This window comes from Clavibacter sp. VKM Ac-2872, from assembly GCF_015351105.1.
GTDB lineage: Bacteria > Actinomycetota > Actinomycetes > Actinomycetales > Microbacteriaceae > Clavibacter.
Window position 1 is genome coordinate 1,532,123 of sequence record NZ_JADKRR010000001.1, and the last position, 22,554, is coordinate 1,554,676.

A 22,554-nucleotide genomic window follows, 5' to 3' on the forward strand; every position below is an offset into this window, starting at 1 on the left:
CCGTCGGGGGCGGGGCAGGCGGTGGATCCGCGTGGGCCGCAGCGGCAGGGAGACCGGATGCGACGCAGCGACGCACCAGGGGCGAGGGTACCGTGATGACCCGGATCGCCCCGCATCCTCCGGGCCCCGCGGGGTACGGTGGGACGCATGACCAACCTCGTCGCACAGCTCGCAGAGAACGTGAAGAACGCCGGAGTGGGGACGGTCTACGGCGACCCCCTCGACATCGACGGCTCGACCATCGTGCCGGTGGCATTCGCCTGGTACGGCTTCGGCGGGGGCAGCGACCTCCCCGATTCCGACGGCAACGTCGCGGGCGGCGGCGGGGGCGGCGGCGCCACCTGGCCGATCGGCGCCTACATCGCCACCGACGGCGAGGTGCGCTTCCAGCCCAACGTCATCGCGCTGCTCGCCGTGGCCACGCCCGTCATCTGGATCTCCGGCAAGGTCCTCGTCAAGCTCATCAAGACGCTGAAGTAGCGCGGCCCGCACGACCACCGCGGAGCGCGGGTGCCCTCGGGCGCCCGCGCTCCCGTGCGTCCGGGGCGTCCGACGTCCGTCGCCCGGGCGCGTCGCCCGCGCGCTATGCTCGCCGTGAACACGGGAGTCCGGTGAGCCGGGCTGAGAGGAAGACACCCAGTCTTCGACCGTAAGTACCTGATCTGGATCATGCCAGCGCAGGGAGGCTTCCATCTCGCACCCGTGCCCTCTTCCACTCATCCGAAGGGCACGTCAATGACCGCATCATCCACGTCCACCGCATCCGCCGCGAGCGCCGACACCGGCGCCCGCAGCCCCCGCTCGGGTCTCCGCGCCCGCTGGCGGGTCATCGACATCGTCGTCGCGAGCGTCCTCGGCGTCGCGTCCGGCCTCGTCTTCGTCATCTGGAACACGGCGTCCGTGCCCGTCGGCGGCTTCTTCGAGCCGCTGCTGCCCGGGCTCCAGGCCCTCGCGGGCGGCGGCTGGCTGTTCGCCGGCGTCCTCACCGGCATCGTGATCCGCAAGCCCGGCGCCGCCCTCTACGGCGAGCTCCTCGCGGCCTTCGTCTCCATGCTCGTCGGCAACGTGTGGGGCGTGAGCACGCTGCTCTCCGGCCTCACGCAGGGCCTCGGCGCGGAGCTCGTGCTCCTCGTCTTCCTCTACGCGAACTGGCGCGCCTACGTCGCCGTCCTCGCGGGCATGGGCGCGGGGCTCGGCATGGCGGTCACGGACCTGATCGTGTCCTACCCGGGATCCACCCCGCTGTTCGCCACGATCTACACGGTCGCGGCGCTCGTCTCGGGCGCGGTCGTCGCCGGGCTGCTCTCGTGGCTCGTCGCCCGCGCGCTCGCCCGCACCGGCGCCCTCTCGCGATTCGCCTCGGGCCGCGACACCGCGGCCCGCGTCTGACCGTGCGGCGGCCGGGCCGTCGCACGTCGCCGATCGGCGCGTCGCGCGTCCCGCTCGCCGGGCGAGCCGCGACGGCCGACGCGGCGGGCGGGGCGTCCGTCCGCGCGGAGGGCTGGGGCTGGCGTCACGCCGGACGCGTCTCCTGGGCGGTGCGCGACGTCGACCTCGTCATCGAGCCGGGCGAACGCGTCCTGCTCCTCGGGGCGTCCGGTGCCGGCAAGACCACGCTCCTGCACGCCCTCGCGGGTGTCCTCGGCGGCGACGACGAGGGGGAGACCCGGGGCGCGCTGCTCGTCGACGGGCAGGATCCGGCCGCCCGACGCGGTCGTGCCGGGCTCGTGCTGCAGGATCCGGACGCGCAGGTGATCCTCTCCCGCGTCGGCGACGACGTGGCGTTCGGCTGCGAGAACCTCGGCGTCCCGCGCGAGGAGATCTGGCCCCGCGTCCGCGCGGCGCTGGACGCGGTCGGTCTCGACGTCGCCCTCGACCGGTCCACGACCGCGCTCTCCGGCGGGCAGAAGCAGCGCCTCGCCCTGGCAGGGGTCCTCGCCATGCGGCCCGGGCTCCTGCTCCTCGACGAGCCGACCGCCAACCTCGATCCCGAGGGAGTCGGCGAGGTGCGGCGCGCCGTGGAGTCCGTCGTCGCGGCGAGCGGCGCGACCCTCGTCGTCATCGAGCACCGGGTCGCCGTGTGGCGCGACCTCGTCGACCGGGTCGTGGTGCTGGGTGCCGACGGCGGGATCCTCGCCGACGGCGCGCCCGACGACGTCCTCCGCGACCAGGGCGCGTCCCTCGCGGCCGCGGGCGTCTGGGTCCCGGGCCGCGAGCCGGCCGCGCCCGTCCGCGATCGGGCCGCAGCCGCTGCGCTCCTCCGCGCCGACGGCCTCTCGGTCGGACGGGGCGGCGCGCGCGGCGGCGCGGTGGCCGACGGCGTCGGCGTCGCGCTCGCGTCCGGCCGCGTCGTCGCCCTCACCGGCCCGAACGGCGGCGGCAAGAGCACGCTCGCCCTGACGCTCGGCGGCCTGCTGCCCGCGCTGTCCGGACGGGTCGTCGCGGCGGCGGCCCTCGCCGACGGCCTCGGGGACGATCCCGCCGCCTGGCGCTCGCGCGAGCTCGCGGGCCGCATCGGCACCGTCTTCCAGGACCCGGAGCACCAGTTCCTCGCGGGCACCGTGCGCGCCGAGCTCGAGGTCGGCCCGCGCGCCGTGGGCATGGATCCCCCGGCCGCCGCCCGGCGCGTGGACGAGCTGCTCGTGCGCCTGCGCCTCGACGGCCTCGCCCAGGCGAACCCCTTCACCCTCTCCGGCGGGGAGAAGCGGCGCCTCTCCGTGGCCACCGCGCTCGCGACCGCGCCGCGCCTCCTCGTGCTCGACGAGCCCACATTCGGGCAGGACTCGCGCACGTGGGCCGAGCTCGTCGCGCTCCTCGCCGAGCTCGTCGACCGCGAGGGCGTCGGGGTCCTCGCCGTCACGCACGACGCGGACCTCGTCCGTGCGCTCGCGGACGACGTCCTCCGCCTCGACGCCGTCCCCGGTCGCGCCGCGCGCCTCGAGGTCGTGCGATGAGCGTCGTCCCGACCGATCTCGTCCCCGTGGCCCGCGCCACCGGCCTCGCCGCCGTGAACCCGGTGGCCCGTCTCGCGGCCGCCCTCGTGCTGACGCTCGTCCTCGTGCTGAGCCTCGACGTGGTGTCCGCGGGCGCGGCGCTCGTCCTCGAGCTGCTGCTCCTGCCCCTGGCGGGGATCCGCCCGCGCGCGTTGCTTGTCCGCGGCATCCCGATCTGGATCGCGGCGCCCGGCGCCGGCCTCACGATCCTGCTCTACGGCCGCACCTCCGGCGACGTGTACGCGCAGTTCCTGCTCGTCGTCGTGAGCGAGGGGTCGGTGCTGCTCGCGGTCGCGACGACGCTGCGCGTGCTGGCCATCGGCGTGGCCTCGCTCGTCCTGTTCTCGGACGTGGATCCCACGGACCTCGCCGACGGCCTCGCGCAGGTGGCGCGCCTGCCGTCCCGCTTCGTCCTCGGGGCGCTCGCGGGTGTCCGGCTCGTCGGCCTGCTCCTCGACGACTGGCGCTCGCTCGAGCTGGCTCGTCGCGCGCGCGGCGTCGCCGACCGCGGCCGGATCCGCCGGTTCGCCGGCCAGGCCTTCGCGCTCCTCGTGCTCTCCATCCGGCGTGGCAGCAAGCTCGCCACCGCCATGGAGGCCCGCGGCTTCGGCGGCGCGACGACCCGCACGTGGGCCAGGGCGAGCGTCGTCGGAAGGCGGGAGGCGCTCGTGCTCGCCGTCGCGGTGCTCGTCGCGGCGAGCGCGGTCGCGGCCGCCGTCGCCGCCGGGACGTGGGACTCCGTTGCGGCCTGAGGCAGGTGAGCGGCGCCCGGCGCTGGTCCTGGTCGACGGCCCGTCGGGCTCCGGCAAGTCGACCCTCTCGGACGCCCTCATCCGGGACGGCGACACCGACGCGGGACTCCCGCCCGGCGCCCAGCTCCTGCGGCTCGACGACGTCTACCCCGGCTGGGACGGCCTCGAGGCGGCCTCCCGTCATCTCGAAGGGCACGTGCTGTCGGAGATGCGCTCCGGCGGACGACCGCGATGGCGCCGCTGGGACTGGATCGCGGACTCGCCCGCGGAGTGGCACGACCTGGATCCGGATCGCCCGCTCGTGGTAGAGGGCTGCGGATCCCTGACCCGGGTCGCGGCACCCCTCGCCACCCACCGGATCTGGGTGGAGGCCGACGACGCCGTGCGCCGGTCCCGGGCCATCGCCCGTGACGGCGAGGCGTTCGCGGTGGAGTGGGATCGCTGGGACGTGCAGTGGCGCGCCCACGTCGACCGGGAGGATCCGCGCGCCCTGGCCGACGTCGTCGTCCGCACGGACGCGGTGGCGGCGGCCGGGTAGCCTGAGGCCATGACCGATTCCGCACCGTCCGACGTCCGCTACCTCGCCGTCTACGCCGACGGCCCCCTCGAGGGCACCACCGAGACCCGCGTCCTCGTCGACGGCACGCACGACGAGACCATCAGCACCATGTCGGCCGTGGAGGGCAAGGAGTCGCTCTTCCAGTACCGCGCCGGCGAGGTGTCCGAGGTCGCGGGCGAGCAGCGCGTCACCTACACGTTCGTGGCCGACGGCAGCGACGACGTCCTCGGCGAGGGCGACGACGAGTCCCTCGAGCTCTGATCCCCGGAACGCCAGGCGCCTGAGCGCCGACGCCCACGACCCCGGCCCGCGATGCGGCTGCCGGGGTCGTCGTGCGTCCGGGACGGGGCGTGCATTCCGCCGGCATCGGTCGGATGTCGTCCGGCCGGCGTCGTCGCCTCAGGCCCAGCCGAGCTCGTGCAGGCGGTCGTCGTCGATGCCGTGGAAGTGCGCGATCTCGTGGACGAGGGTGACGTGGACGAGGTCCCGCAGCGCATCTACGTCCTCGGCCTCGTGCAGGTGCGGCTCGCGGTAGACGACGATGCGGTCCGGCATCTCGCCGAAGCCGTACTGCCCGCGCTCGGTCATGGCGATGCCGTCGTAGAGCCCCAGGAGGTCGAGCGAGCCGTCCTCGGGCCGGTCCTCGACCACGAACACGACGTTGTCCAGGCCGTCCACCATCTCGTCCGGCAGCTCATCGAGCTCGTCGACCACCAGTCGCTCGAAGTCGTCGGGATCGCAGTGCAGCACGTTCCCACCCTCGCACACGCGCCGTCGACCGGCACCGGGGATGACGGAAGGGCCGGGACCCTCTCGGATCCCGGCCCTTCCCGGTGGGGTGGACGACGGGGCTCGAACCCGCGACTTCCGGCTCCACAAGCCAGCGCTCTGCCAACTGAGCTACGCCCACCATGCGGCCGATCCCGCTCTCGCGGACGGCCATGAATGAGGATACTACAGCCGCGGAGCCCACGCGGACGTCACGTCCGCGGCGATGGCCTGCACGTCGTCGGTGGCGGGTCCCGGCGCCGGCACGAACGCCGCGCGGCGGTAGTACTCGAGCTCGCGGATCGACTCGAGGATGTCGGCGAGGGCGCGGTGGCCGCCGTTCTTCGCGGGGGAGTTGAAGTAGATCCGGGGGAACCACTCCTTGGCGAGGACCTTGATGGAGGAGACGTCGACGCTCCGGTAGTGCAGGTGCGCGTCCACGCGGGGCATGTACTTCGCGAGGAAGGCGCGGTCGGTGCCGATGGTGTTGCCCGCGATCGGGGCCTTGCCGCCGTTCGGCACGTGCTGCAGCAGGTACTCCAGCACCGCGAACTCGGCGTCGGCGAGGCTCACGCCCGCGGGGATCTCCTCGAGCAGGCCCGAGGAGCGGTGCATGTCGGTGACGAACTCGCCCATGTTGGCGAGCGCGGCGGGGTCGGGGTTGATGACGATCGTGAAGCCGTCGTCGACGGGCACGAGGTCGAAGTCGGTGACGACCACCGCGACCTCCACCAGCTCGTCGATCGCGAGGTCGAGCCCCGTCATCTCGCAGTCGATCCACACCAGCCGGTCCGCGTTGTTGCCCATCCCCCGATCCTATCGGCGGGCCCGGTCCGCCCCGACGCGCCGCCTACCATGGGGGAGTGATCACCCTCCTCGCCGTCCTCCTCATCGTCAACGGCGTCTGGAACGTCGTCGTGTGGCCGCAGTTCCTGAAGCGCGTCGCGAAGGATCCCCGTGCACGTGCCGCCGACGGATCGCGCACCGCCTTCTTCACCGTGCACCTCGTCCTGGTCTCCGTGTCGCTGCTCCTCGCCCTCGTCTCGATCATCGCCGCCGTCGCGGCGTTCGCGTCCTGATCCCGGGAGAGGGCGCGCCCGCATCCGCCCTCGTGCCCGCGGGATCCGAGGGCGTGCGGGTCATCCTGTTCTCCTCCCTCTTCTGCGTGCCGTGCCAGGCGACCCGGCGCATCCTCGGTGAGGTGCAGCGGCTGCTGCCGTGGCTCCCGGTCGAGGAGCTGGATGTCGCGGCGCACCCGGAGATCGCCGAGGCGGAGCGGATCCGGTCGACGCCGACGATCCTCGTGCGCGCGGGGGACCGCGAGATGCTCCGCGCCGAGGGCGTGCCGACGGCGCCGCAGGTGCTGCAGGCGGTCGTGCGCGCCATGGACGGGACGGCCGAGGCGTCTCCCGCCGAGGCCTCGGGGCCCCCGGACCCCGCGTAGTACCCTCGTCACGACCCCCTGTAGCTCAATGGATAGAGCATCGGCCTTCTAATCCGACGGTTGCGCGTTCGAGTCGCGCCGGGGGGACCGACTGTCGGAAGCGCCGGATCGGCCGTAGATTTGGGCGCATGCGCGACATCCAGTCACAGATCATCGCCGCCCTCGAGGTGCGCCCGACCATCGATCCCGCCGACGAGGTGCGCAAGCGCGTCGACTTCCTCAAGGCCTACCTCCGGGCCACCGGCGCGGAGGGCTTCGTCCTCGGCGTGAGCGGCGGCCAGGACTCCTCCCTCGCCGGGCGCATCGCCCAGCTCGCGGTCGAGGAGCTCGCCACCGAGGGACTCCTCGCCGAGTTCGTCGCCGTGCGCCTCCCGTACGGCGTGCAGGCCGACGAGGAGGACGCGCAGCTGGCGCTCTCCTTCATCCAGCCCAAGTCGAGCGTGGTCTTCGACATCAAGCGCGCCGTCGACGGCTTCCAGGCGGAGTACGCCGACGCGGCCGGCCACGCGATGACCGACTTCACCAAGGGCAACGTCAAGGCGCGCTCGCGCATGGTCGCCCAGTACGCGCTCGCCGGACAGGCGCGCCTGCTGGTGATCGGCACGGACCACGCGGCGGAGGCGGTCACGGGGTTCTTCACGAAGTACGGCGACGGCGGGGCAGACGTCCTCCCCCTCACCGGCCTCACCAAGCGCCAGGGACGCGCGCTGCTCGAGCACCTCGGGGCGCCGGAGCGGCTCTACCTCAAGGCCCCCACTGCGGACCTGCTCGACGACACCCCCGGCCAGACCGATGAGGCCAACCTGGGCCTCACCTACGCCGACATCGACGACTACCTCGAGGGCCGCGACGTCGACGACGAGGTGGCCGACGCGATCGAGGCGCGTTACCAGAGCACCGAGCACAAGCGGCGCGTGCCCGCCAGCATGTTCGACGACTGGTGGAAGTGATCGCGGTCTGAGATGACGACGACGCCCCGCACCTCGGAGGAGGTGCGGGGCGTCGTCATGTGCCACGGGGTGGCGGTCAGCGCCGATCGGCCTCCGCGGCGCGCGAGTTGGCGGCGGACGACGAGGGGACCGGCGGGCTGTACTGCTCGTCGGGGGACTCGACCCGGCGCTCCGCCGCGGGCTGGTCGTCGGATCCGCTGCGCCATGGCACCGGGACGGGGGCGACGGCGCTCGGCTCGGACTGCCTGGCCTGCCGTCCGGCCGCATCGGTCGTGTCGGCGCCGGGCTGGTCGTCCTCGAACTGCCAACGGGAGATGTCGCCCTGGAAGATCTTCCGCGCGCGACCGGGGTGGTGCTGCCACTCGACCATGCGGTCGCGGAACTCGGCGAGCTGCGCGTCGAACTGGAAGCCGAAGCTGCCGCTGCCGCGCTTGAACTCGGTGATCTCGTGCGCGGCCCAGGTGGCGGCCGTGGCCGCGCCCTTGACCGGCAGGAGACGGATGCGGATGTCGGCCTCGCCCGCGGCGCGATCGGCGAGCACGCGCTCCTGCGCCGTGAGGCCGTCCCACACGGACGCCTGGCGCGCGGCGTCCACCAGCACGCCGATGGCGGCGGCCTTCACCTCGCGGTCGTGCCGCGTGAGGATCCGCTGCGTGGCGCCGCGCGCGATGACGGCGGCGAGGACACCGGCCACCACGATGGCGACGAAGGGGACGACGACGCCGGAGAGGAGCTGCGTGCCCCGCTCGGACGCGAGGGCATCGAGGAGATCATTCCACCACTGCATGCGGCGACCGTACCCCGCAGCCCGGGCCCGATCCGGGAGGCCGGGCGGGCGCGTCGCCGCTCGCGGAGACGCGGGGGAGCCGGGTCAGAACCGCAGGCAGTCGACCGCGTCCTGCAGCGACCAGAAGTCGCCCAGCGGCACGAACCCCTGCGCGTCCCGGCGCAGGCGCTTGGCGCGGAAGCGCTCGCCCTGCGGCTCGTGCATCCGCTCCACGTAGCCGAGCACGGCGCCGTCCGGCCGGGTGACGCGCAGGAGGCCGTCGTGCAGCTCGCGCACCTGGGCCGCCGAGCGCGCCAGGGGGGTGTAGGTGATGCTGGGCATGGTGTCCTCCGTCCGCGTGCCGCCGGCCCGGCGGTGTCTCGATGTCCCCGAAGCTACGGGCGACCACCGACATCGCGGCCGGCAGGAATGGGCGGCATCCGATGACGGTTCCCTCCCATGTCGACCACCGCGGACCTCGCGCGCGTCGACGGGAAGTAGGTTCATCTCTCATGCAGACATTCATCCTCGCCGGCGGCTGCTTCTGGTGCCTCGATGCGGTCTACCGCACGCTCGACGGCGTCCAGGACGTCATCTCCGGCTACATCGGCGGCCACACCGCCCACCCCTCCTACGACGCCGTGTGCACGGGCGCGACCGGGCACGCCGAGGCGGTGAAGGTGGTCTTCGACGAGGAGGTCATCCCCGCCGACGTCATCCTCGACGTGTTCTTCACGCTGCACGACCCCCGCCAGCTCAACCGCCAGGGTGCCGACGTCGGCACCCAGTACCGGTCCGCGATGTTCCCCGCGGACGCCGCGCAGGAGCAGCTGTTCCGGGACGCAATCGCCCGCGCCGGGGAGCTCTGGGACGGCACGCCCGTCACCACGATCGAGCCGGTCGGCACGTGGTACGACGCGGAGGACTACCACCAGGACTTCTTCGCGAAGAACCCGGGCCAGGGCTACTGCAACGCCGTCGCCGTGCCCAAGGTCAACAAGGTGCGGAAGTCGTTCGCGCAGTACGTGCGCGCCGCCTGATCCAGCTCGCTCCCGACGCCCCGCGGCCTGTACGGCCGCGGGGCGTCGGCGTAGCATCGGCGTGTCCGGGCGACGGAGCCCGGGGAGGAGAGACGACGACGATGTCGATGACCACCAGCACGAGCACGACCGGAGTCCCGCGCACGGCGGGCAAGACATGGGTGGTGTTCGGGGCCACCGGGGCGCTCGCCTCCGTCCACTCGCATGACGACGGCTACGAGGTGCGGGCGCTGCACCGCGGCGTCGTCACCGGCACCTACCCCACGCTGGAGATCGCCAAGGCCGCGCTCCGAGCCGGCCAGGACGACGACCTCAGCTTCGCCGAGCACTGACCCGGTCGATCCCTCCCCAGGCGCGCGGGGGTCGCGTCGCGCGCGGGAATCGCTCGCCCGTCCTGGGCTCGCGTCCGACGCCGCAACCTGGGCCGGCGATCAGGTGGTCGCGGGGAGGGGCGGTCGGGTGGGCGGTGGCTGGGCGCAGCCCGGAGGCGACGGGGGCGGGACATCCGTCGTGGTGCACGGGCGAGCCGCCCGGCGGCCGCGGAGCATCCGCACGGTCGAGGGCTGGGAGCTGACGAGCCTCGTCGTCGGATGCGTGGAGGGACGCCGCCCGGAGGGTGACGGCCTCCTCGTCGTGTGCGCGGGCACCGGGTCGTCCGGGTCCGTCGCGCGCCTGTCGGTCGGGGAGGAGGTGGTCGTGCTCGGGCGACTGGTCCCGCGGCGCGCCGCCCGTCCGGAGGACGACACGATCGAGCTCCTGGCCGACGCGGTGCTCGCGCGACGTCCGCCCGCAGCCGTCTCCACGGCGGCGGAGCCTAGGATCGCACCATGAGCGGATCCCCCCGGTGGCTCGAGCCGGATCAGCAGCGCGCCTGGCGGACCGTCATCGTCGCGCTGAACCACGTCAGCGAGCGCATCGAACGGCAGCTCATCCGTGACTCGGCGATGCCGCATGCGTACTACATGATCCTCGTCCGGCTGTCGGAGGCCGAGGGCGAGGCGCTCCCCATGAGCGTCCTCGCCCGGGCGCTGCAGGCGTCGGCGAGCCGCACCTCGCACGCCGTCACCCGCCTGGAGCAGCTGGGGTGGGTCCGCCGCTCGAGATCGCCGCACGACGGCCGGAGCCTCCTCGCGCAGCTCACCGACGTGGGCCGGGCCACCCTCGCGGCGGCGGCACCCGGCCACGCCGAGGAGGTGCTCCGCTCGGTGTTCGACCCCCTGACCGTGGAGCAGACCGCGCAGCTCGAGGCCATCGCGCGGGATATCCTCGCCAGCATGAGCGCATCCTCCCTCGACGACGGCACGGGGAGCGCCCGAGGCGACGACCTCGCCATCCCCCCGGCACCCGACCGCGACATCGACCCGGCCCGCGCCGACGAGCCGGCCGCGTGATCCGCGCCACCCGCGGCCTCCTGGTGCCGGCGCTCCTCGGCGCCCTGCTCCTGTCGGCCTGCACGCAGTCGCCTGCGGCGCCGGAGCCGACCCCGACCGCTGTCGCGGAGAGCGGCGACCCCGGTGCCGCGCCCGCCGCGCCGACCGTCGCGCCCCTGGATCCGGACGGCACGGCGGAAGCCGCCCTCCCCGTCTTCGAGGCGACGGCCGGCGCTGTCGTCGCCGCGGATGCGAACGCGCAGGGCCGCGCCCTCGTGGACGCGCTCGTGGCCGCCGGGTTCCCCAAGGACCGCATGGAGGTCACCGCCGACGCGACGCCGCTCGGCAACGCGGTGGACTCGATCCTCGTGTCCGTGCACATGCCGGATGCCTGCCTCATCGGGCAGCGCGCCCGGGACGGCTTCAGCGCCCAGGTCGAGCCGGCGTTGTCCTCGGGTCGCTGCCTGGTGGGCCAGACGCGCGCGATCGACTGGTGACCGCGGTGCCGGCGCACCCGCGCGCGGCATCCGGCACCCGCGGCACTGAATAGACTCGTGCCCATGGCTGAATACATCTACTCGATGGTCCGCGCCCGGAAGTCGGTCGGCGACAAGCTGATCCTCGACGACGTCACCATGTCGTTCATCCCCGGCGCGAAGATCGGCGTCGTCGGGCCGAACGGCGCGGGCAAGTCGACGATCCTGAAGATCATGGCGGGCCTCGACACCCCCAGCAACGGCGAGGCCAAGCTCTCGCCCGGCTACTCGGTCGGCATCCTCATGCAGGAGCCCGAGCTCGACGAGTCGAAGACCGTCCTCGAGAACGTGCAGGAGGGCGTCGGCCCGCTCAAGGCGCAGGTCGACCGCTACAACGAGATCGCCGCGGCCATGGCCGAGCCCGACGCCGACTTCGACACCCTGCTCGCCGAGATGGGCACGCTGCAGGAGGCCATCGACGCCGCCGACGGCTGGGAGCTCGACTCGCAGCTCGAGCAGGCGATGGACGCGCTCCGGACCCCGCCGGGAGACGCGTCGGTCGCGAACCTCTCGGGCGGCGAGAAGCGCCGCGTCGCGCTCTGCAAGCTCCTGCTCCAGAAGCCCGACCTGCTGCTGCTCGACGAGCCCACCAACCACCTCGACGCCGAGAGCGTGCTCTGGCTCGAGCAGCACCTCTCCAAGTACCCCGGCGCCGTCCTCGCCGTGACCCACGACCGGTACTTCCTCGACCACGTGGCCGAATGGATCGCCGAGGTCGACCGCGGGCGCCTCTACCCGTACGAGGGCAACTACTCGACCTACCTCGAGAAGAAGCAGGAGCGCCTCAGCGTCCAGGGCAAGAAGGACGCGAAGCTCTCCAAGCGCCTCGCCGAGGAGCTCGACTGGGTGCGCAGCAACGCCAAGGGCCGCCAGGCCAAGTCCAAGGCGCGCCTCGCGCGCTACGAGGAGATGGTGACCGAGGCGGAGCGCACGAGGAAGCTCGACTTCGAGGAGATCCAGATCCCCGTCGGGCCGCGCCTCGGCTCACAGGTCATCGACGCGAACAAGCTGCACAAGCAGTTCGGCGAGCGGGTCCTCATCGACGACCTCTCCTTCACGCTGCCGCGCAACGGCATCGTCGGGGTGATCGGCCCGAACGGCGTGGGCAAGACCACGCTGTTCAAGACCATCGTCGGCTTCGAGCCGCTCGACTCCGGCGAGCTCAAGGTCGGCGACACCGTCGACATCTCCTACGTCGACCAGAGCCGCGGCGGCATCGACCCCGAGAAGTCGCTCTTCGAGGTCGTCTCGGACGGCCAGGACTACATCCAGGTCGGGAAGCAGGAGGTCCCGGCGCGCGCCTACGTCTCCACCTTCGGGTTCAAGGGGCCGGACCAGCAGAAGAAGGCCGGCATCCTCTCGGGTGGCGAGCGCAACCGCCTGAACCTCGCGCTCACGCTCAAGCAGGGCGGCAACCTCCTGCTGCTCGACGAGCCCACCAACGACCTGGACGTCGAGACGCTCGGCAGCCTGGAGAACGCGCTCCTGGAGTTCCCCGGCTGCGCCGTGGTCATCACCCACGACCGGTGGTTCCTCGACCGGATCGCGACGCACATCCTGTCCTACGAGGGCACGGAGGAGGATCCCGCGAACTGGTACTGGTTCGAGGGCAACTTCGAGTCCTACGAGCAGAACAAGATCGAGCGCCTGGGCGCGGACGCCGCGAAGCCGCACCGCTCCGCGTACCGCAAGCTCACCCGGGACTGATCCCGTGACCCGGGTCCATGTCCCGATCCACCTGAGGTGGGCGGACCTCGACGCCTACGACCACGTGAACAACGTCGAGGTCCTGCGGCTGCTGGAGGAGGCGCGCGTGCGCGCCTTCTGGCGGGGCGAGGACGACGGGGAGGACGCGGGGCTCGCGCTCATCGACGCCTCCGCGGGCGCGGCGACCATGACCATGATCGCGCGGCAGGAGGTCGAGTACCTGCTGCCCATCTCCTACGGGCGGCGTCCGCTCGACGTGCAGGTGTGGCTGGGGCGGCTCGGCGGGTCCAGCTTCGAGGCATGCTACGAGCTGCGGACGCCCGCGGGCGTCGAGCCGGGCGCGCTGTACGCGCGCGCCTCCACGACGATCGTGCTCGTCGACGCCGCCACGGGGCGCCCGCGCCGGATCACCGACGAGGAGCGCGCCGCCTGGGCGGAGTACGTGGAGGAGCCGGTCGCGTTCAGCCGCCGCGGCTGAGCCGGCCGATCAGGCGCGGTCCGCGAGCGGGACCCGGACCATGCCCTCCTGGGCGACGCTCGCGAGCAGCACGCCGTCGCGCGAGTAGATGCGGCCGAGGGACAGGCCGCGACCGCCCTGCGCGCTCGTCGACTCCTGGACGTAGAGCATCCACTCGTCGGCGCGGCCGAAGCGGTGGAACCACATCGCGTGGTCGAGGCTCGCGGCCTTGATGCCGGGCGTCGCCCAGGAGAGGCCGTGCCTGCGGTAGATGGACTCGAGGATGGAGTAGTCGCTCGCGTAGGCGAGGGACGCGAGGTGCACGGCCGGGTCGTCGGGGAGACGGCCGATGGCGCGGATCCACACCGCCTGGTGCGCGACGCGATCCGGCGCGGCGCCGAAGTAGACCGGCTGCTCGACGTGGCGCATGTCGAAGGGGCGGTCGTTGGCCCAGTGGGCGGCGACCGGGTGGTCGATCCGGGACAGCACGTCGTGCGCGCTCGGGAGCGACTCCGGCTCGGGGATCCCCTCGGGCATGGGCGCCTGGTGCTCGAGGCCCTCGTCCGCGTCCTGGAAGGACGCGATCATCGAGAGGATCGGCCGGCCGTCCTGGTACGCCTGCGTGCGGCGGGTCGAGAACGAGCGGCCGTCGTGGATCCGGTCGACGGAGAAGGTGATGGGCTTCGTGACGTCGCCGGGACGCAGGAAGTAGCCGTGCATGCTGTGCGGGCGCCGGTCGGCGTCGGTGGTGCGCATGGCCGCCACCAGGGACTGCGCGAGCACCTGGCCGCCGAAGACGCGGCCCATCGGCATCCACTGCGACGGTCCGGTGGAGATGTCCTCGCTCGTGCGCGCACCCGTGTCGGTGAGGTCGAGGGCCGTGAGGAGGCCGGCGAGGGGCCCGTCGTCCGGGATGTCGGATGCGTGGTCGGTCATGGGTCCTCCGCGTGGCGGGCCGGTCTCGGGTGGCCGGGCGCCCGGCGGATCGCGCGGGCGCATCCAGTAGCTTAGACACGCCATGACGCCCTCCTTCGCCCTCCGGGATGCCCTCGCCCTCGGCGATCTGCAGACCTTCCTCGGGCGCTCCGCCCGCGTCGACGACGGGGCCGTGCGCCTCATCGGATCCGGCGGGGTCCTCGCCGTCTACACCTCCGTGCTGCAGCCCGCCGGCCTCCTCGACCGGTCGCCGACCGTGCTCGGCCTCCGCACGTTCGCGGCGGAGACGCAGGCGCCCGTCGACAGCGTGGTCCCGATCCGCGCCCTCCTCGACCGCCTCGCGCGCCTCGAGGGTCCGGCGACCGGATCCCCGGGTCAGCCCGTCGGCGTGCTCGTGCCGCCCGACACCGCCACCGCGCCGTGGGCCGGCATCTCGCCGCCGCGCGCGGGATGGGAGCGCACGGCGGACATCCCCGCGTCGGCCCTCCGCGCCGCGGCGCGCGCCGGGATCGACGAGGTCGCCGCCGCCGTCCCGTCGGGCACCGGCGAGCAGATCGTGTCCCGCGTGCGCGGCGAGGTCTGGGGTCGCGCCGTGCAGGGCGCGCCCGACGTGGTCGCGGGTGGGGCCTTCGCCGCCTACAGCCTCGCGTTCCTCGGTCCGGATCCGGCCGCCGACGCGGAGCCGGACGACGCCGAGGCGCCCGTCGCCGTGTTCCGCGCCGGACCCTGGACGCGCCTCACCACGGCCCGTGGGCACGTCCTCGTGCGTCGCCTGTAGCGGGTCCCCGACGGCGGGACGACCGCCCGCCGCCTGTCGTCAGGACTCGTCGAACGTGTTGACCATCGCGTGGGCGGCGCGCTCCAGGTAGTCCCAGAGCTGCGCCTCGTGCATCGGCGACAGGTCGAGCGAGTCGACGGCCACGCGCATGTGGGCGAGCCAGCGGTCGCGGGCGTCGGGGTTGACGCGGAACGGCATGTGCCGCATCCGCAGCCGGGGGTGGCCGCGCTCATCGCTATAGGTCGTGGGGCCGCCCCAGTACTGCTCGAGGAACCCGGTGAGGCGCTGGATCGCGCCCTCGAGGTCCTCCTCCGGGTACATCGCGACGAGCACCGGGTCCTCGGCGACGCCCCGGTAGAACTCGCGGACGAGCCTCTCGAAGGTCGGGCGGCCGCCGACGTCGTCGTAGAACGAGTTCGCGAGCAGATCCGCCATCAGGAACCCTCCTCCGGCGGCGTGGCGGGCTTCCGCGGCTGGCGCGGCGCGCGGGGCGGCTTCGGGGGAGCGGCGTCCTCGGCTGCTGCCTCCGTGTCGGCATCGCCCTCCGGCGGGGACGCGGGATCCTCGGGGAGGACGGTCCAGGTCGCGGTGACCTCGTCCTCGTCGGGCTCACGGGCGGGTGCCGGGTCCTGCGCGGGGATCATCTGCGTCGAACGCGGGTCGGGGCGGGTGCCGGCCGCGCCGCGGACGACGGGGGACGCGGTTCCGGCCGACGGGGATCCGGGCTGCCGCTGCGCGACCTTCCGGGCGGCGCGCTTGCGGGGAGCCGGCTGCTCGGGCTGCTGCACGGGCGTCGACGCGGTGCGCGGGGGATGCGCCCCGCCGACGCTCGCCGCGCTGTCGAAGCCGGTGAGCACCACGGCGGAGAGGGACGGCAGGGTGACGCCCATCGCGTCGAGGCTCGCCTTGAGCCGGCCGCGCAGCTCGCGGGAGACGTCGTCGCGCGCGTTGCTGCGCGTCTTGACGACCACGCGGATCACGACGGCCGACTCGGAGATCGACTCGATGCCCCAGAGCTCGGGCTTCTCGACGATGCGCGAGCGCCACTTCGGGGTGGACGCGAGCTCCGTCGCGGTCGCGAGCATGCGCTCCTGCACGGCCTGCACATCGGTGTCGTAGGGGACGGCGAGGTCGATGACGACGCGGGCCCAGCCCTGCGACATGTTGCCGACGCGGAGGATCTCGCCGTTGCGCACGAACCAGAGCGTGCCGTTGACGTCGCGGAGGGTGGTGATGCGGATGCCGACGGTCTCGACGACGCCCGTCGCCGGTCCCACGTCGACGACGTCGCCGACGCCGAGCTGGTCCTCCACGACCATGAACAGGCCGTTGAGGATGTCCTTGACGATGTTCTGCGCGCCGAAGCCGAGGCCCGCGCCGAGGGCGGCGGTGAGGAGGGCGAGGGAGCTGAGGATGCTGTCGTCCACGGCGTTCACCACGAGCGCCAGCACGATGATCACGATGACGACGGTGGTGATGTTGCTGAGGACGCTGCCCAGCGTGCGGGTGCGCTGGACGACCCGCACCGCGGTGAGCGGCGACGCCTGGATCGACTGCGTGTCGTCGACGTTCTGGCGCTTCTTGACGCCCGAGACGATCTGGTCGACCGTGTTGCGGATCACCACGAGGAGGATCCACCTCAGGAGGAATCCACCGACCAGGTAGGACACGACCTTGATGAGCGTGCCCCACGTGGAGAAGAACGAGCCGTCGCCGCAGCACACCATGCTCAGGTCCATCGCGATGCGCTTCCGACGGGGGTGAGGAGAGGGGAGGTCATCCGGCCGAGTGTACCGGCGGCCTCCCCGGCCGGTCCTGGGTCCGTCCGCAGGAGCGGGGTGGACGACGAGGGGGACGGCCGCGTGCGCGACCGTCCCCCTCGGGTGGAGCTGCGGCTACTCGGCGTCCTTCGCCTGCGCGCGGAGCGCCCGCTCGACGCCCGACAGCAGCTCGCTGACGAGGCGGCGGAGCGCCGGCGGCTCGGGGTTCGCGTCGAGCCAGGCGACGGTCGCGTCGCGTAGCTCCTCGTCGGCGAGCGGCGACGGGTAGAAGCCGCCGATGAGCGCGGCGGCGATGGCGTAGCTCCGCGACTCCCACACGGCCTGCAGCGCGTCGAAGTACGCGCCGACGTACGGGCGCAGCAGCTCGACGTCGGCCGCGCGGCGGAAGCCGAGGCCCGTCGTGCGGACGATCGTGTTCGGCTCGGTGTCGGCCTCCCACACGGAGGCCCACGCGGCCTGCTTGCCCTCCGCGGTGGGGAGCGCCGCACGTGCCTGGGCCGCGGACTGCGCGCCCGTCGCCGTGCGGTCCGCGGCGAGCGCCGCATCGATCTCCGCCGTCCCGGCGCGACCCCCCGCGACGAGCGCGGTCAGCAGCTCCCAGCGGAGGTCGGCGTCGATCTCGACGCCCTCGAGCGTCTCGGTTCCGTCGAGCAGCGCCTGCACGTGATCCAGCTGTGCCGGCTCCTGCGCGACCTGCGCGAAGGTGCGCAGGAACTGGAACTGGTTGTCGGATCCGGGCGCGGCCTGCGCGGTGAGCGCCCACAGCTCGGACGCGACCGTCGCGAGCAGCTCGTCGCGGTGGTCGGGCGCGGAGTAGGTGGTCGCCGCGACCGTCAGCTGCGCGAGCGCGTAGCGGAGAGCCGTCGACTCGTCCTCGGTCGCGACGTTGTCGAGCACGAGGCGCGCGTAGTCGCGGGCGCGGATCTCGCCGTCGCGCGTCGCGTCCCATACGGAGGCGAAGACGAGCGATCGGGCGAGCGAGTCCTCGAACGCGGCGAGGTGGCGCATCGCGACCTCGAGCGACGCGGGATCCAGCCGGATCTTCGCGTAGGTGAGGTCGTCGTCGTTGAGCAGCACGAGCGCGGGACGCTGGCGGCCGACGAGCTCGGCGACCTCGGTGCGGTCGCCGTCGACGTCGAGCTCGAAGCGCTCGGTCCGGACGAGGTGCGCGTCGCGCAGCTCGTAGAAGCCGATGGCCAGGCGGTGCGGGCGGAGCGTCGGGTAGTCCTCCGCCGCCTCCTGCAGCACGGCGAATGACGTGATGACGCCGTCCTCGTCCGTCTCGATCTCCGGGCACAGCGTGTTCACGCCCGAGGTCTTCAGCCACAGGTCGGTCCAGCGCTCGAGGTCGCGGCCGCTCGTGCCCTCGAGCTCCGTGGTGAAGTCGCGGAGCGTCGAGTTGCCGAAGGCGTGGCGCTGGAAGTACGCCGCGACTCCCGCGAGGAACTCGTCCTGGCCGACGTAGGCCACGAGCTGGCGGAGCACGGACGCGCCCTTGGCGTACGTGATGCCGTCGAAGTTGACCTGCACGTCCTCCAGGTCGTTGATGGTCGCGTAGACGGGGTGCGTGCTCGGGAGCTGGTCCTGGTTGTACGCCCAGGACTTCTCGCCGGCGTTGAAGGTGGTCCAGGCGCCCGTCCACTCGGTGCCCTCGGCGGTCGCCAGGGTCGAGATGTAGGTGGCGAAGGACTCGTTCAACCACAGGTCGTCCCACCACTTCATGGTGACCAGGTCGCCGAACCACATGTGGGCGAGCTCGTGCAGGATCGTCGTGACCCGGCGCTCCTTCACCGCGTCGGTGACCTTGGAGCGGAAGACGTAGCTCTCCACGAACGTGACGGCACCGGCGTTCTCCATCGCGCCCGCGTTGAACTCGGGGACGAAGAGCTGGTCGTACTTGGGGAACGGGTACGGGTATGCGAAGCGCTCCTCGTAGAACGCGAAGCCCTCGCGGGTCTTCTCGAACACGTAGTCGGCGTCGAGGTGCTCCATGAGCGACTTGCGCGCGAAGACGCCGAGCGGGATGGTGCGGCCGTCGCTCGAGGTGAGCTCGCTGCGGACGACGCCGTAGGGACCGGCGATGAGGGCCGTGATGTAGCTCGACATGCGGAGCGTCGGCTCGAAGGTCCACGTGGACGCGCCGTCGGCGGCGGCCGTGGGCTCGGGCGTGGGGGAGTTGGAGACGACCTCCCAGTGGGACGGCGCGGTGACGGTGAAGCGGAAGACCGCCTTGAGGTCGGGCTGTTCGAACACCGCGAACATGCGGCGGGAGTCCGGCACCTCGAACTGCGAGTAGAGGTAGACCTCGTCGTCGACGGGATCCACGAAGCGGTGCAGGCCCTCGCCCGTGTTCGTGTACATGGCGTCGGCGACGACCGTCAGCTCGTTCTCCTGCGCGAGGTCGTCGAGGCGGATGCGGACGCCGTCGCTGACGTCGGCGGGGTCGAGCTCGCGGCCGTTGAGGGTGACCGCGTGCACGGTGCGCGTGATCGCGTCGATGAACGTGGACGCGCCCGCCGTGGCCGTGAAGCGCACGGTCGTGGTGGATCCGAACACCTCGGCTCCGCGGGTGAGGTCGAGCGTCACGTCGTACTCGGACACGGCCAGGAGTGCGGCGCGCTCCTCGGCCTCGACGCGGGTGAGATTCTCTCCTGGCATGGTGCTCCTGCTCGTCCGTGAGGTGGGTGGGCCGTGCGGCGGACGCGCTCGCGCGACGGTGCACCTGGCGGTCGGGACCACGGGTGGCGGGCGGAGCGGCACCGCATTCGGAGCCGATCCTATTGCGTCGGCTGACCTAGGCTTGCGGCATGTCCGACGTTCAGAGCAGCCCCCGCACGACCGCCGTCGAGTTCTGGTTCGACCCGTCCTGCCCCTGGGCGTGGATGACCTCCCGCTGGGTCGACGAGGTGGCCCGTCACCGCGACCTCGACATCACCTGGCGCGTGATGAGCCTCGCCGTCCTCAACGAGGACAAGGCCGACGACCCGAACTTCGCCGCGTTCCTCCCGCGCGCGCTCCGGTTCACGCGCCTCGTCGCCGCCGTCGAGGCCGAGCACGGCGCCGAGCACGTCAAGCCGCTGTACGACGCCCTCGGCACGCGGATCCACCTCCGCGACCAGAAGGACGCCGACGTCGTGATCCCCGAGGTGCTCGCGGAGCTCGGCCTCCCCGCCGAGCTCGCCGAGACCAGCCGCACCGACCGCTACGACGAGCCGATGCGCGCCAGCCACTTCGACGGCATCGAGCGCGTCGGGCAGGACGTCGGCACGCCCGTCATCGCGGTCGACGGCGTCGCCTTCTTCGGCCCCGTCATCTCGCCCGCGCCGAAGGGCGACGAGGCCGTGAAGCTGTGGGACGGCGTCGTCGCCGTCGCCGCCTACCCGGGCTTCTTCGAGATCAAGCGCTCGCGCACCGTGGGCCCCATCTTCGACTGATCCCTTCCCGTCGCACGCGCGGCGGCCGGACGCCCACGGGTGTCCGGTCGCGGCGCGTCCGGCACCGCCCGCGCCGCGGGCACGACGCCGCCTGCGCGGCAGGAGGAGTGCACGATGCGCATCCACATCGCGACCGACCACGCGGGCCTCGACTTCTCGAGGTTCCTCACCGACCACCTGACCGACGCCGGTCACGACGTCGTCGACCACGGACCCACCTCGTACGACGCGCTCGACGACTACCCGTCCTTCTGCATCCGCGCGGCCCGGGCCGTCGTCGCCGACCAGCGCGCGGGCACGACCGCGCTCGGCGTGGTCTTCGGCGGGTCGGGCAACGGCGAGCAGATCGCCGCCAACAAGGTCGAGGGCGCGCGCGCGGCGCTCGTCTGGAACCTCTCGACCGCCGTGCTGGCGCGCCAGCACAACGACGCCAACGTGATCTCCATCGGCGCCCGCCAGCACACCGTCGAGGAGGCCACGGCGTTCATCGACGCCTTCATCGCCGAGCCGTTCTCCGCGGAGGAGCGGCACGCGCGCCGCATCGCGCAGCTCGCCGAGTACGAGACGACGGGGGCCATCGCCGGTCACCCCGTCACCGACTAGGCCGCCGTGCCCGAGGGGCATTCGATCCACCGGATCGCGAAGCAGTTCGAGGCGCACTTCGTGGGCGATGTCGTGCAGGCGTCCTCCCCGCAGGGTCGGTTCGCGGAGGGCGCGGCCGTCCTCGACAGCCGTCGGCTCGTCGCCGCGAAGGCGGTGGGCAAGCAGATGTTCCTCGAGTTCGACGGCGACGTCTGGCTCCGCGTTCACCTCGGCCTCTACGGCGCGTGGGACTTCGCGGGCGACGTCACGACGCTCAACAGGATGGGGCAGAACGGGATGCGCGGCGACGTCCCCGTCGACGACCGCGTCGACGACGCGCCGGTCGACTCCGACGCGGAGGACTCCCTCGCGAGCATCGGGGCGCCCCGTCGGGCCCGGCTGCGCATGGCCGAGCAGGAGAAGGTGCACGACCCGTTCTCCGCCGAGGCGTGGCCGCCCGAGCCGGTGGGCCAGGTGCGCGTGCGGCTGCTCACCGAGCGCGCGGTCGCGGACCTCCGTGGGCCCACCGCCTGCGTCGTCGCCGATCCCGAGGAGGTGCGGCAGGCCATCGACAAGCTCGGGCCCGACCCCCTCGTCGACGGCGGCAAGCGCTCCGAGGACCGGTTCACGGCGACGGTGCGGAAGAAGCCGACGGCGATCGGCCTGCTGCTCATGGACCAGACCGTGGTCAGCGGGATCGGCAACGTGTATCGCGCCGAGCTGCTGTTCCGCGCCCGGCAGAACCCGCACACGCCGGGACGGGACGTGCCGGAGGACGTCGTGCGCGGCCTGTGGCGCGACTGGTCGAAGCTCCTCCGCAAGGGCGTCGAGGTCGGCCAGATGATGACCATGGACGGCCTGCGCGGGAAGAAGCTCGACGCGGCGCTGCGCAACCGCGCGGACCGGCACTGGGTGTACCACCGGGAGGGGCTGCCGTGCCGGGTGTGCGGCACCCACATCGTGATGGAGGAGGCCGCCGGCCGGAAGCTGTACTGGTGCCCGTGCTGCCAGGCGTGACGCGCGCCGGAGGGTGCTGGCCGTCGGAGCCCGACCCGGGGCTCGCATGACGGAGGGGCCCGGATCCGATCGGATCCGGGCCCCTCGACCGTCGCGGCGAGCGCTGCGGTGGCGCTACTCGCTGATGTGGGCGAAGAGGAACCAGCGGTCCTTCTCGAGCCCGCGGGCGATCTCGATGGCGACGTCCTGGCTGTTGACGTCGATGTCGCCCAGCTCCTGGACGGCGCGGTTGACGAGCTCCATCGTCGCGTCGATCTGCGCGATGACCTCGGCGATGGTGGCGCTCGACGGGCGGAAGCCCGGCGTGAGCGACGCCGTGGTGGTGGACGCGGCGACCGTCTCGATGCGCGCGTCGATGGGGAGACCCAGAGCGACGACGCGCTCGGCGGCCGTGTCCGCCCAGTCCTGCGCGTGGGAGACGAGGACGTCGAGGAACTCGTGCACGCCGATGAAGTTGGCGCCGCGGACGTGCCAGTGGGCCTGCTTGCCGTTGACGGCGAGAGCCTGCAGGTTGACGACGACGGGGCTGAGGAACTGGGCCACCCCGGCGGCGACGTCGGCGGATGCGGAGCTGGTGGGGACGTGGACGGTGTCGGTCATGGGTTCTCTCCTCGAGCGGTGATGCGGGTCTGCGGGCTGCGGACGATGCCGTCAATCTCGCGCATCCCGACGCCGCCCGCAAGC

The 22,554-nt window shown here is 72.8% G+C and carries 29 protein-coding genes, 2 tRNA genes and 1 riboswitch; of the genes, 21 read left to right on the forward strand and 10 right to left on the reverse strand.

Annotated elements, in window-relative coordinates; genetic code table 11:
• The first annotated feature begins 147 nt into the window (after positions 1-147).
• The 6 genes from ITJ40_RS07260 (at position 148) to ITJ40_RS07285 (ending at position 4,565) form a co-directional block, all read left to right on the forward strand.
• Positions 148-480 (forward strand): hypothetical protein, encoded by a 333-nt coding sequence (locus tag ITJ40_RS07260; RefSeq protein WP_012038119.1) that lies wholly within the window; start codon positions 148-150, stop codon positions 478-480.
• Positions 481-590: 110 nt separating this feature from the next.
• Positions 591-703, forward strand: a riboswitch (TPP riboswitch).
• Positions 704-735: 32 nt separating this feature from the next.
• Positions 736-1,389, forward strand: a complete 654-nt coding sequence (locus ITJ40_RS07265) for an ECF transporter S component (RefSeq protein ID WP_194666404.1) — start codon at positions 736-738, stop codon at positions 1,387-1,389.
• Between the two features lie 2 nt (positions 1,390-1,391).
• Positions 1,392-2,954, forward strand: coding sequence for an ATP-binding cassette domain-containing protein (locus ITJ40_RS07270; protein WP_194666405.1), 1,563 nt, complete (start codon positions 1,392-1,394; stop codon positions 2,952-2,954).
• The gene (locus tag ITJ40_RS07275) at positions 2,951-3,745 is read left to right on the forward strand and encodes an energy-coupling factor transporter transmembrane protein EcfT (protein ID WP_194666406.1); all 795 of its coding nucleotides are present in this window, start codon (positions 2,951-2,953) and stop codon (positions 3,743-3,745) included. The genes ITJ40_RS07270 and ITJ40_RS07275 overlap by 4 nt, the downstream gene beginning before the upstream one ends.
• On the forward strand, positions 3,735-4,283 hold the full coding sequence (locus tag ITJ40_RS07280; RefSeq protein ID WP_194666407.1) for an ATP-binding protein: 549 nt from the start codon (positions 3,735-3,737) through the stop codon (positions 4,281-4,283). The genes ITJ40_RS07275 and ITJ40_RS07280 overlap by 11 nt, the downstream gene beginning before the upstream one ends.
• Before the next feature lie 9 nt (positions 4,284-4,292).
• Complete coding sequence (locus tag ITJ40_RS07285) at positions 4,293-4,565, forward strand: hypothetical protein (RefSeq protein WP_194666408.1); 273 nt, start codon at positions 4,293-4,295, stop codon at positions 4,563-4,565.
• A 138-nt stretch (positions 4,566-4,703) separates the two neighbouring features.
• Here ITJ40_RS07285 and ITJ40_RS07290 read toward each other — a convergent pair whose 3' ends face one another.
• From ITJ40_RS07290 to orn, 3 genes are all read right to left on the reverse strand, one after another.
• Entirely contained in the window at positions 4,704-5,054 is a 351-nt protein-coding gene (locus ITJ40_RS07290) for a metallopeptidase family protein (RefSeq protein WP_194666409.1), read from the reverse strand.
• Positions 5,055-5,138: 84 nt separating this feature from the next.
• Positions 5,139-5,214: transfer RNA gene (locus ITJ40_RS07295), tRNA-His, on the reverse strand.
• Positions 5,215-5,258: 44 nt separating this feature from the next.
• A complete protein-coding gene (orn, locus tag ITJ40_RS07300) occupies positions 5,259-5,879 on the reverse strand; it encodes an oligoribonuclease (RefSeq protein ID WP_086520408.1) in 621 nt (206 codons plus the stop codon).
• A gap of 56 nt (positions 5,880-5,935) precedes the next feature.
• Here orn and ITJ40_RS07305 point away from each other — a divergent pair, with 56 nt between their 5' ends.
• The 4 genes from ITJ40_RS07305 to nadE all read left to right on the forward strand — a co-directional run bounded on the left by ITJ40_RS07305 (position 5,936) and on the right by nadE (position 7,466).
• Positions 5,936-6,151 (forward strand): SCO4848 family membrane protein, encoded by a 216-nt coding sequence (locus tag ITJ40_RS07305; RefSeq protein WP_194666410.1) that lies wholly within the window; start codon positions 5,936-5,938, stop codon positions 6,149-6,151.
• 32 nt (positions 6,152-6,183) lie between these two features.
• A complete protein-coding gene (locus tag ITJ40_RS07310) occupies positions 6,184-6,516 on the forward strand; it encodes a thioredoxin family protein (protein WP_370532011.1) in 333 nt (110 codons plus the stop codon).
• 14 nt (positions 6,517-6,530) lie between these two features.
• Positions 6,531-6,603, forward strand: a tRNA-Arg gene (locus ITJ40_RS07315).
• A 41-nt stretch (positions 6,604-6,644) separates the two neighbouring features.
• Positions 6,645-7,466, forward strand: coding sequence for an ammonia-dependent NAD(+) synthetase (nadE, locus tag ITJ40_RS07320; protein WP_194666411.1), 822 nt, complete (start codon positions 6,645-6,647; stop codon positions 7,464-7,466).
• 76 nt (positions 7,467-7,542) lie between these two features.
• Here nadE and ITJ40_RS07325 read toward each other — a convergent pair whose 3' ends face one another.
• Positions 7,543-8,253 carry a hypothetical protein gene (locus ITJ40_RS07325; RefSeq protein ID WP_194666412.1) on the reverse strand — a complete coding sequence of 237 codons (711 nt, stop codon included), beginning with the start codon at positions 8,251-8,253 and terminating at the stop codon, positions 7,543-7,545.
• A gap of 84 nt (positions 8,254-8,337) precedes the next feature.
• Positions 8,338-8,574, reverse strand: coding sequence for a hypothetical protein (locus ITJ40_RS07330; RefSeq protein ID WP_194666413.1), 237 nt, complete (start codon positions 8,572-8,574; stop codon positions 8,338-8,340).
• A gap of 170 nt (positions 8,575-8,744) precedes the next feature.
• Here ITJ40_RS07330 and msrA point away from each other — a divergent pair, with 170 nt between their 5' ends.
• From msrA to ITJ40_RS07365, 7 genes are all read left to right on the forward strand, one after another.
• The gene (gene msrA, locus ITJ40_RS07335; RefSeq protein WP_194666414.1) at positions 8,745-9,272 is read left to right on the forward strand and encodes a peptide-methionine (S)-S-oxide reductase MsrA; all 528 of its coding nucleotides are present in this window, start codon (positions 8,745-8,747) and stop codon (positions 9,270-9,272) included.
• Positions 9,273-9,379: 107 nt separating this feature from the next.
• Positions 9,380-9,604: a hypothetical protein gene (locus ITJ40_RS07340; protein ID WP_228511861.1), complete on the forward strand. Its 225-nt coding sequence runs from the start codon at positions 9,380-9,382 to the stop codon at positions 9,602-9,604.
• 178 nt (positions 9,605-9,782) lie between these two features.
• On the forward strand, positions 9,783-10,103 hold the full coding sequence (locus ITJ40_RS07345) for a hypothetical protein (protein ID WP_370532012.1): 321 nt from the start codon (positions 9,783-9,785) through the stop codon (positions 10,101-10,103).
• Positions 10,100-10,663 (forward strand): MarR family winged helix-turn-helix transcriptional regulator, encoded by a 564-nt coding sequence (locus tag ITJ40_RS07350; RefSeq protein ID WP_194666417.1) that lies wholly within the window; start codon positions 10,100-10,102, stop codon positions 10,661-10,663. Before ITJ40_RS07345 ends, ITJ40_RS07350 begins: the two co-directional genes overlap by 4 nt.
• Positions 10,660-11,139 (forward strand): hypothetical protein, encoded by a 480-nt coding sequence (locus tag ITJ40_RS07355; RefSeq protein WP_194666418.1) that lies wholly within the window; start codon positions 10,660-10,662, stop codon positions 11,137-11,139. Before ITJ40_RS07350 ends, ITJ40_RS07355 begins: the two co-directional genes overlap by 4 nt.
• 63 nt (positions 11,140-11,202) lie before the next feature.
• Positions 11,203-12,885 (forward strand): energy-dependent translational throttle protein EttA, encoded by a 1,683-nt coding sequence (ettA, locus tag ITJ40_RS07360; protein ID WP_094130519.1) that lies wholly within the window; start codon positions 11,203-11,205, stop codon positions 12,883-12,885.
• 4 nt (positions 12,886-12,889) lie between these two features.
• The gene (locus ITJ40_RS07365; RefSeq protein ID WP_194666419.1) at positions 12,890-13,363 is read left to right on the forward strand and encodes a thioesterase family protein; all 474 of its coding nucleotides are present in this window, start codon (positions 12,890-12,892) and stop codon (positions 13,361-13,363) included.
• Positions 13,364-13,372: 9 nt separating this feature from the next.
• Here the strand turns inward: ITJ40_RS07365 and ITJ40_RS07370 are convergent, their stop codons facing one another.
• Positions 13,373-14,278, reverse strand: coding sequence for an acyl-CoA thioesterase II (locus ITJ40_RS07370; protein ID WP_194666420.1), 906 nt, complete (start codon positions 14,276-14,278; stop codon positions 13,373-13,375).
• Positions 14,279-14,360: 82 nt separating this feature from the next.
• Here ITJ40_RS07370 and ITJ40_RS07375 point away from each other — a divergent pair, with 82 nt between their 5' ends.
• Positions 14,361-15,056 carry a hypothetical protein gene (locus ITJ40_RS07375; RefSeq protein WP_194666421.1) on the forward strand — a complete coding sequence of 232 codons (696 nt, stop codon included), beginning with the start codon at positions 14,361-14,363 and terminating at the stop codon, positions 15,054-15,056.
• A 39-nt stretch (positions 15,057-15,095) separates the two neighbouring features.
• On the opposite strand, the gene ITJ40_RS07380 is transcribed toward ITJ40_RS07375, so the two are convergent.
• The 3 genes from ITJ40_RS07380 to pepN all read right to left on the reverse strand — a co-directional run bounded on the left by ITJ40_RS07380 (position 15,096) and on the right by pepN (position 19,495).
• Positions 15,096-15,491, reverse strand: coding sequence for a globin (locus tag ITJ40_RS07380; RefSeq protein ID WP_194666422.1), 396 nt, complete (start codon positions 15,489-15,491; stop codon positions 15,096-15,098).
• Positions 15,491-16,795: a mechanosensitive ion channel family protein gene (locus ITJ40_RS07385; RefSeq protein WP_194666423.1), complete on the reverse strand. Its 1,305-nt coding sequence runs from the start codon at positions 16,793-16,795 to the stop codon at positions 15,491-15,493. The genes ITJ40_RS07380 and ITJ40_RS07385 overlap by 1 nt, the downstream gene beginning before the upstream one ends.
• A 156-nt stretch (positions 16,796-16,951) precedes the next feature.
• Positions 16,952-19,495, reverse strand: a complete 2,544-nt coding sequence (gene pepN / locus ITJ40_RS07390) for an aminopeptidase N (protein WP_194666424.1) — start codon at positions 19,493-19,495, stop codon at positions 16,952-16,954.
• A 149-nt stretch (positions 19,496-19,644) separates the two neighbouring features.
• Between pepN and ITJ40_RS07395 the strand changes: the two genes are divergently transcribed.
• The 3 genes from ITJ40_RS07395 to ITJ40_RS07405 all read left to right on the forward strand — a co-directional run bounded on the left by ITJ40_RS07395 (position 19,645) and on the right by ITJ40_RS07405 (position 21,870).
• Positions 19,645-20,271: a DsbA family protein gene (locus ITJ40_RS07395; protein WP_194666425.1), complete on the forward strand. Its 627-nt coding sequence runs from the start codon at positions 19,645-19,647 to the stop codon at positions 20,269-20,271.
• Between the two features lie 114 nt (positions 20,272-20,385).
• Positions 20,386-20,874, forward strand: a complete 489-nt coding sequence (locus tag ITJ40_RS07400) for a ribose-5-phosphate isomerase (RefSeq protein WP_194666426.1) — start codon at positions 20,386-20,388, stop codon at positions 20,872-20,874.
• A 6-nt stretch (positions 20,875-20,880) separates the two neighbouring features.
• A complete protein-coding gene (locus ITJ40_RS07405) occupies positions 20,881-21,870 on the forward strand; it encodes a zinc finger domain-containing protein (protein WP_194666427.1) in 990 nt (329 codons plus the stop codon).
• Positions 21,871-21,984: 114 nt separating this feature from the next.
• Here the strand turns inward: ITJ40_RS07405 and ITJ40_RS07410 are convergent, their stop codons facing one another.
• Complete coding sequence (locus tag ITJ40_RS07410; protein WP_194666428.1) at positions 21,985-22,470, reverse strand: Dps family protein; 486 nt, start codon at positions 22,468-22,470, stop codon at positions 21,985-21,987.
• Positions 22,471-22,554: the final 84 nt, after the last annotated feature.